We start from the raw sequence: 6,960 nt of genomic DNA on the forward strand, positions 1-6,960 counted from the left end.
GAAATCCGCAAGGGTGCGGCCAAGTTGCGTGGCATTCCGTTAGTGGCCGAAGCGGGCGCGAACGGGATCAACCCGGCCAATGCCTCTGCCGGTGCGGCGGGCGCGCCGGATGGCTCGGTGCTCAAGGCCGGCGACGGCCCGACGCCGAACGGCGCCACCGAAATCAAGATACTCACAAGCTGCCCGTCCTGCCTGCAAGGGCTGTCGCGCTACAACGAGGACGCCAACATCGAGGCGGACTATATCGTCGTCGAGATGGCGCGCCACGTGCTGGGTGAAGACTGGATGGCCGATTACGTCCAGCGTGCGAACAATGGCGGAATCGAGCGCGTGCTGGTTTAATGGCACGACTGACGATTTCCGCTTGAGGACGACGATGGACTGTGTATTTTGCCGTGAAGATGGCGGCGATGTGCTGTGGCAGGACGATACGATGCGTGTCGTCCTTGCCGACGAACACGATTACCCGGGCTTCTGCCGGGTGATCTGGAACAAGCACGTTGCCGAGTTCTCGGATCTCGCCGAGGGCGACCGCGACCGCGTGATGCGCGCCGTGTACGCCGTCGAGCGCGCCATGCGGCGCATCCTGCAACCGGTCAAGGTGAATCTGGCGAGCCTCGGCAACCAGGTGCCGCACGTGCACTGGCACGTGATTCCGCGTTTCTCTAACGACGCCCATTTCCCACTGCCGGTCTGGGCGCCGCGCCAGCGCACGGTGTCGGAGGCGTTGCTGTCATCACGCCGGGCGCAGGCGACCTTGCTGCGCGACGCGGTGCGGCAGGAAATCGAACAAGCTTTGGCCTGAGGTCAATATGAGTGGACTGACTCGCGACACACCGGTGCCAACCGGCGTGGTGGTACACGCCAAATCGCACGCGCTCGAACTGCAATACGCAAACGGCGAATCGTTTCGCGTGCCGTTCGAACTGCTGCGGGTGTACTCGCCCTCGGCGGAAGTGCGCGGCCACGGGCCGGGGCAGGAGACGCTGCAGACCGGCAAGCGCGAGGTGACGATCACCGCGATCGAGGGCGTGGGCAACTACGCGTTGCAGCCCACTTTCTCGGATGGCCACTCCACCGGGCTCTATTCATGGGACCTGCTGTATGACATCGCCACCCGCCAGGATGAACTCTGGCGCGAATATCTCGACAAACTGAAAGCGGCCGGTGTCGACCGCGACGCGCCGATGGCGTCAGCCAGCGCCCCGCACGGTCATTGTCACTGATACGATTCGGCCTGACGCCGCGCTGATGCGGTGCAACATTCAAGAATACGCGAAAGGACGAACGCGATGAGCAAAACCCACTTCGGCTTTCAGACAGTAGACGAACAGGAAAAAGCGCAGAAGGTGGCGGGCGTGTTCCATTCCGTCGCCGCCAATTACGACCTGATGAACGATCTGATGTCGGGTGGCATGCACCGGGCGTGGAAGATGTTCACGATTGCCCAGGCGAACGTCCGGCCGGGCTACAAGGTGCTGGATATCGCGGGCGGCACGGGCGATTTATCCAAGGAATTCGCCAAAAAGGCTGGCTCCGCTGGCGAAGTCTGGCATACGGACATCAACGAGTCGATGCTGCGAGTGGGCCGCGACCGTCTGCTGGACAAAGGCATCGTCACGCCGGCGCTGTTGTGCGACGCGGAAAAAATCCCCTTTCCGGACAACTACTTCGACGTGGTGACGGTGGCGTTCGGTTTGCGCAACATGACCCACAAGGACATCGCGCTGGCGGAAATGCGCCGCGTGCTGAAGCCGGCCGGCCGTCTGCTGGTGCTGGAATTCTCGAAGGTGTGGGATCCGCTGAAAAAAGCCTACGACGTCTACTCGTTCAAGGTGCTGCCGTGGCTCGGCGAGCGCTTTGCGAAAGACGCCGAGAGCTACCGTTACCTGGCGGAATCGATCCGGATGCACCCGGACCAGGAAACTTTAAAAACAATGATGGAACAAGCTGGCCTCGACGGCGTCAAATATTACAATTTGTCAGCTGGTGTGGTAGCTTTACACGTGGGGACCAAATACTAGGGTTCCTAACTCATCGTTTTTAAAGGAAATTTCCATCATGTCCGATTCGCGTTTGTTACCTTCCCGTAATGTCAAGGGGTCGTTGGCAAGGAGAATCGGACTGGCAGTGATGGTCGGTGCGATCGCATTTGCCACCGTTGCCTCGCTCGATGCCGAGGCACGGCGCATCGGCGGCGGCCGCAGTATCGGTCGTCAGCAGTCCAGCACCATGCAGCGGCAAACTACGCCGCCGGCACAGCCTTCTCAATCCCCGCAGCAATCGGCTCAGGCCGCTCAGGCGCAGCGTGCGCAAGCGTCGCCGACGCCGGCGGCCGCGCCTAACCGCTCGCGCTGGCTCGGGCCGATCGCCGGTCTGGCCGCGGGTCTCGGTATCGCCGCGCTGCTCTCGCACTTCGGGATGGGTGAGGCGTTTGCCGGTGCCATGGCCAATATGCTCGTGATTGCCGCCATCGCGATGTTGGCGATCTGGCTGATCCGCCGTTTTGTGGCTCGCAAGCGTGACGCGGCAGCACCTACGTATGCGGGCGCCTCGCCGGGTCTGAACGCCGCACGTAACGGTTACGCGCAGGAGCCCAGCTTCACTCAGGCGCCGTCCGCGCAGAGCGGGTCTTACCTTGAACCGCAGGGCAATGCCGCCCTGGCCACGCCGGTGACGCAGGCGGCGCCTGCCGTACCCGCGGGCTTCGACTCGCAAGCGTTTGTCCGCAACGCGAAGGTGTACTTCGTGCGCCTGCAAGCTGCTTGGGACGTGGGCAACATCGCCGATATCCGTGAATTCACGACGCCGGAAATGTTCGCCGAAGTGAAGATTGACCTCGATTCGCGCGGGCCGGAGTCCACTCTGACTGACGTGGTGCAGTTGAACGCCGAGCTGTTGGGCGTCGAAGACCGCGGCAGCGAGTATCTGGCCAGCGTGCGTTTCTCGGGCCTGATCCGTGAAACTTCGGGCGCGCCGGCTGAGCCGTTCGTGGAAATCTGGAATCTGTCGAAATCGACCCGCGCCGGTGAAGGGTGGCTGCTCGCCGGTATCCAGCAGGTAGCACTCAGTGAAGCCGCCCCCTCGCATTGACGTGACGCCTCGTGCATTGGCCAAAAGGCCGACTAAGCCGGGAAGCGAACGGACGTTACAATAGGAACCCGCGCGGGCACATCGCCCGCGCGGGTTTTTTCTTGCCACTCTCAATGACCCTCGCCGCCAAGCCCTTCGCTGCTGCCGTCAATCATCTGCTCGCCCGCGAATCGTGGGCCCGCGAGCGCCTCGCTCCCTATGCCGGCAAGACCGCCCGGCTGTCCTGTCCGCCGGTCGTTCTCATGCTGCTCGTCCAGCCGGACGGCTATCTGGCCGCGGTCGACGAAACGCAAACACACCAGTTCGATGTCACCATCTCGGTGCCGCCCGAGGCGCTGCCGGCCTTCGTGCAAGGCGGCCAGGCGGCGGTGATGAAGCATGTGAAGATCGAGGGCGACGCGGAATTCGCTACGTTGATCGCGAAGCTGGCCGAGCATCTGCGCTGGGAGCCGGAGGAAGATCTGGCGCGGCTGATCGGCGACGGTCCGGCGTGGCGGGTGGCAACGGTTGCGCGCTCGGTCGGCGAGCATGCCCGCCGCACGGGGCGCAATCTGCTCGACTCGGTCGCCGAGTACCTGCTCGATGAAAATCCGCAACTGGTGCGCCGCGCCGCGCTAGACGATTTCAACGCCGAACTCGCCAGCGCCCGCGATGCGCTGGCACGCGTCGAAAAGCGTCTCGAGCGCCTTGAACAGAAGGTCGAAGCCCGCGGCGCCAATACGCCGGGCGGCGCCGCCACGTCGCGCGGCACGCGCTAGTCACCGGGCTCAACCATGCGTTTTCTGCGTTTCCTCAAGATTTTCTTTACGGTTATCCGCTTCGGTCTCGATGAGATGATGCTCAGCCGTATCAACGACCGCCGCGTGCGGTTGTTGCTGCGCATCACCACGATCGGCCGCAAGTTCGACCAGCCGCCCGGCGTGCGGCTGCGCCTCGCGCTCGAAAGCCTCGGGCCGATTTTCGTGAAGTTCGGCCAGGTGCTGTCTACCCGGCGCGACCTGCTGCCTTTGGATATCGCCAATGAGCTCGCGAAGCTGCAGGATCAGGTGCCGCCGTTCCCATCGGACGTGGCGATCGGTCTTGTCGAGAAGTCGCTGGGTGCGCCAGTCGATGTGCTGTTCGACGATTTCGAACGGGTACCGGTCGCGAGCGCGTCGATCGCACAGGTGCACTTTGCCAAGGTGAAGGCCGGCCAGCATGCCGGCAAGGCCGTTGCAGTGAAGGTGCTGCGGCCGAACATGTTGCCGGTGATCGACTCCGACCTCGCGCTGCTACGTGATATCGCCGTATGGGCCGAACGCCTGTGGGCCGACGGCAAGCGTCTGAAGCCGCGCGAGGTGGTCGGCGAATTCGACAAGTACCTGCATGATGAGCTCGACCTGATGCGCGAGGCTGCCAACGGCAGCCAGTTGCGCCGCAATTTCGCCGGGCTCGATCTGCTGCTGGTGCCTGAGATGTACTGGGAGTTTTGTACGCCCACCGTGCTGGTGATGGAGCGCATGGTCGGCGTGCCGATCAGCCAGGTGGAAACACTGCGTGCCGCCGGCGTGGACATTCCGAAGCTGGCCCGCGAAGGCGTCGAGATCTTCTTTACGCAGGTGTTCCGCGACGGTTTTTTCCATGCGGACATGCACCCCGGCAATATTCAGGTCAGCCTCGACCCGGCGCACTTTGGGCGCTATATCGCGCTGGACTTTGGCATCATCGGCGCGCTGTCGGACTTCGACAAGAACTACCTCGCGCAGAACTTCCTCGCGTTCTTCAAGCGCGACTACCATCGGGTCGCCACGCTGCACCTCGAGTCGGGCTGGGTGCCGCCCACTACGCGCGTCGAGGAGCTGGAGAGCGCGATTCGGGCAGTCTGCGAGCCGTACTTCGACCGTGCGCTCAAGGACATTTCGCTGGGTCAGGTGCTGATGCGCCTTTTCTCCACGTCGCGCCGGTTCAACGTCGAGATCCAGCCGCAACTCGTGCTGTTGCAGAAGACAATGTTGAACGTCGAAGGACTCGGGCGCTCGCTCGATCCCGAACTCGACTTGTGGAAGACGGCCAAGCCTTACCTCGAACGCTGGATGAACGAGCAGATCGGTCTGCGCGGCTGGCTCGAGCGTCTGAAGATCGAAGCGCCGCAGTGGAGCAAAACGTTGCCGCAACTACCGCGGCTGATTCATCACGTATTGGCGGAGCGTCACGACGGCCAACGTGGTCCGGGCGACGACACGGTCCGCCAGATCCTGCTCGAGCAGAAGCGCACCAACCGGCTGTTGCAAGGCTTGCTGCTGTTCGGCATTGCGGTCGGAATTGGCGCGGTGGTGGCGCGGGCGTGGCTCGCGCTGGTTTATGGTGGATAGAGTGGATCCGTTGAATCCAGCGGGCGCCGACTTCGCCACCCGCGATCCGAACTCGCCGGCGTTCTGGGACGAACGCTTCGAACGCGGCTTCATGCCATGGGACCAGGCGGGCGTGCAAGCAGCGTTTCAGGCTTTCGCGACGCGCCATCCCGAAGCGACAGTGCTGATCCCCGGTTGCGGCAGCGCATGGGAGGCACTCTGGCTGGCCCGTCAAGGGCGCTGCGTGCAGGCGATCGATTTCTCGCCGGCCGCCGTGGCGACGGCGCGCTCGCAACTCGGTGCACACGCAGACGTGGTCGACCAGGCCGATTTCTTCACCTGGCAGCCTCCGTTCACCCCAGGCTGGATGTACGAGCGCGCATTTCTGTGCGCGCTGCCGAAGGACCGCCGCGCAGATTATGCGCAACGCATGGCCGAGCTTCTGCCAGCGGATACTCTACTGGCCGGCTTCTTCTTTCTCGGCGCGACCCCGAAAGGTCCACCGTTCGGAATCGAGCGCGCAGAACTCGACGCGTTACTGAATCCGCATTTCGAGCTGCTCGAAGACGAACCGGTGAGCGACTCGATTCCGGTGTTCGCCGGCCGCGAGCGCTGGCTCACCTGGCGCCGCCGCGCTTCGACGAGGACTTGATCCCGCACTGAGCGCCCCCATATGCGCGAACGGTGGTTGCGTCGGCCGCCCGCTCCTGAAAACCGGGGGGCGAAGATCGTTTGCGGCTATAATTCAAGGCTTTGCAAGCGTTTGCCAGATTAATGTAGGGAAAAGATCATGCCGATCTATGCGTATCGCTGCGAATCATGCGGCTTCGGGAAGGACGCGCTTCAGAAGATGAGCGATGCCCCGTTGACGATCTGTCCCGAGTGCGGAAAAGACACATTCCGCAAGCAGGTGACCGCAGCCGGGTTCCAATTGAAGGGTTCGGGCTGGTATGTAACCGATTTCCGCGGCGGCAACAGCGCGAAGAGCGCGGCGGCCCCGGACGGTGCGAATGGTGCGAACGGTGAGGCAGCCGCGCCCGCGAAGACCGAAGGCGGCTCCGCTGAGGCCGGCTCGTCGAGCGGCGCAGCCGAGAGTTCCACCAGCACCGCAGCAACACCCGCAGCGCCTGCAGCCGCACCGTCTAGTACCAGCGGCAGCGGCTCCGGCAGCGCCTAGCTAGCGTTGCCGTCTCGACGAGGCGGCGCACTCGCCACAACCGGCCTGGCCGGGGTGGCTTTCTGGCGATACACATGACGACGAAAAAAACGACGCTCAAATCGGTGTTCCTGACCGGCCTGCTGGTGCTGGTGCCGTTGGCCATCACGTTGTGGGTGCTCGGTCTGATTATCGGCACGATGGACCAGACGCTGCTGTTGCTGCCGGAGTCGTGGCAGCCGGAGCGGGCGCTCGGCTTCCGTCTGCCAGGCTTGGGGGCAGTCCTGACGCTGGCGTTCATCTTCATCGTCGGACTGTTGACGCAGAACTTCATCGGGCAGAAGCTCGTGAAGTGGTGGGAACTGCTGGTCGGCCATATTC

At 63.4% G+C, this 6,960-nt stretch carries 10 protein-coding genes; all 10 read left to right on the forward strand.

Features of this window, described 5'->3' with window-relative positions; translation table 11 throughout:
- Positions 1–342 (forward strand): DUF3400 domain-containing protein (locus tag M0954_RS16695; protein WP_297354338.1); only part of this gene is annotated, 342 nt, incomplete at its 5' end.
- 34 nt (positions 343–376) lie between these two features.
- Positions 377–805, forward strand: a complete 429-nt coding sequence (locus M0954_RS16700; protein WP_123385356.1) for an HIT family protein — start codon at positions 377–379, stop codon at positions 803–805.
- Between the two features lie 7 nt (positions 806–812).
- The gene (locus M0954_RS16705; protein WP_074263358.1) at positions 813–1,226 is read left to right on the forward strand and encodes a DUF971 domain-containing protein; all 414 of its coding nucleotides are present in this window, start codon (positions 813–815) and stop codon (positions 1,224–1,226) included.
- A 66-nt stretch (positions 1,227–1,292) separates the two neighbouring features.
- The gene (ubiE, locus tag M0954_RS16710; RefSeq protein WP_122153371.1) at positions 1,293–2,024 is read left to right on the forward strand and encodes a bifunctional demethylmenaquinone methyltransferase/2-methoxy-6-polyprenyl-1,4-benzoquinol methylase UbiE; all 732 of its coding nucleotides are present in this window, start codon (positions 1,293–1,295) and stop codon (positions 2,022–2,024) included.
- 37 nt (positions 2,025–2,061) lie between these two features.
- Positions 2,062–3,093, forward strand: a complete 1,032-nt coding sequence (locus M0954_RS16715; protein WP_297354340.1) for a TIM44-like domain-containing protein — start codon at positions 2,062–2,064, stop codon at positions 3,091–3,093.
- A gap of 113 nt (positions 3,094–3,206) precedes the next feature.
- Complete coding sequence (locus M0954_RS16720; RefSeq protein ID WP_122153373.1) at positions 3,207–3,851, forward strand: SCP2 sterol-binding domain-containing protein; 645 nt, start codon at positions 3,207–3,209, stop codon at positions 3,849–3,851.
- A 15-nt stretch (positions 3,852–3,866) separates the two neighbouring features.
- Positions 3,867–5,444, forward strand: coding sequence for a ubiquinone biosynthesis regulatory protein kinase UbiB (ubiB, locus tag M0954_RS16725; protein ID WP_297354342.1), 1,578 nt, complete (start codon positions 3,867–3,869; stop codon positions 5,442–5,444).
- 1 nt (position 5,445) lies between these two features.
- Positions 5,446–6,075: a thiopurine S-methyltransferase gene (locus M0954_RS16730; protein ID WP_297354345.1), complete on the forward strand. Its 630-nt coding sequence runs from the start codon at positions 5,446–5,448 to the stop codon at positions 6,073–6,075.
- Positions 6,076–6,213: 138 nt separating this feature from the next.
- On the forward strand, positions 6,214–6,600 hold the full coding sequence (locus M0954_RS16735) for an FmdB family zinc ribbon protein (RefSeq protein ID WP_133892786.1): 387 nt from the start codon (positions 6,214–6,216) through the stop codon (positions 6,598–6,600).
- A 74-nt stretch (positions 6,601–6,674) separates the two neighbouring features.
- On the forward strand, positions 6,675–6,960 hold a 286-nt coding region (locus tag M0954_RS16740; protein ID WP_297354347.1), incomplete at its 3' end, for a DUF502 domain-containing protein.

It is taken from the genome of Paraburkholderia sp., assembly GCF_026225065.1.
In the GTDB taxonomy this organism is placed as follows: Bacteria; Pseudomonadota; Gammaproteobacteria; order Burkholderiales; family Burkholderiaceae; genus Paraburkholderia.

Bases quoted from the DNA above. Each gene is read 5' to 3' on its own strand.
- M0954_RS16700 (WP_123385356.1), top strand. From the start codon at position 377: ATGGACTGTGTATTTTGCCGTGAAGATGGCGGCGATGTGCTGTGGCAG.
- M0954_RS16705 (WP_074263358.1), top strand. From the start codon at position 813: ATGAGTGGACTGACTCGCGACACACCGGTGCCAACCGGCGTGGTGGTA.
- ubiE (WP_122153371.1), top strand. From the start codon at position 1,293: ATGAGCAAAACCCACTTCGGCTTTCAGACAGTAGACGAACAGGAAAAA.
- M0954_RS16715 (WP_297354340.1), top strand. From the start codon at position 2,062: ATGTCCGATTCGCGTTTGTTACCTTCCCGTAATGTCAAGGGGTCGTTG.
- M0954_RS16720 (WP_122153373.1), top strand. From the start codon at position 3,207: ATGACCCTCGCCGCCAAGCCCTTCGCTGCTGCCGTCAATCATCTGCTC.
- ubiB (WP_297354342.1), top strand. From the start codon at position 3,867: ATGCGTTTTCTGCGTTTCCTCAAGATTTTCTTTACGGTTATCCGCTTC.
- M0954_RS16735 (WP_133892786.1), top strand. From the start codon at position 6,214: ATGCCGATCTATGCGTATCGCTGCGAATCATGCGGCTTCGGGAAGGAC.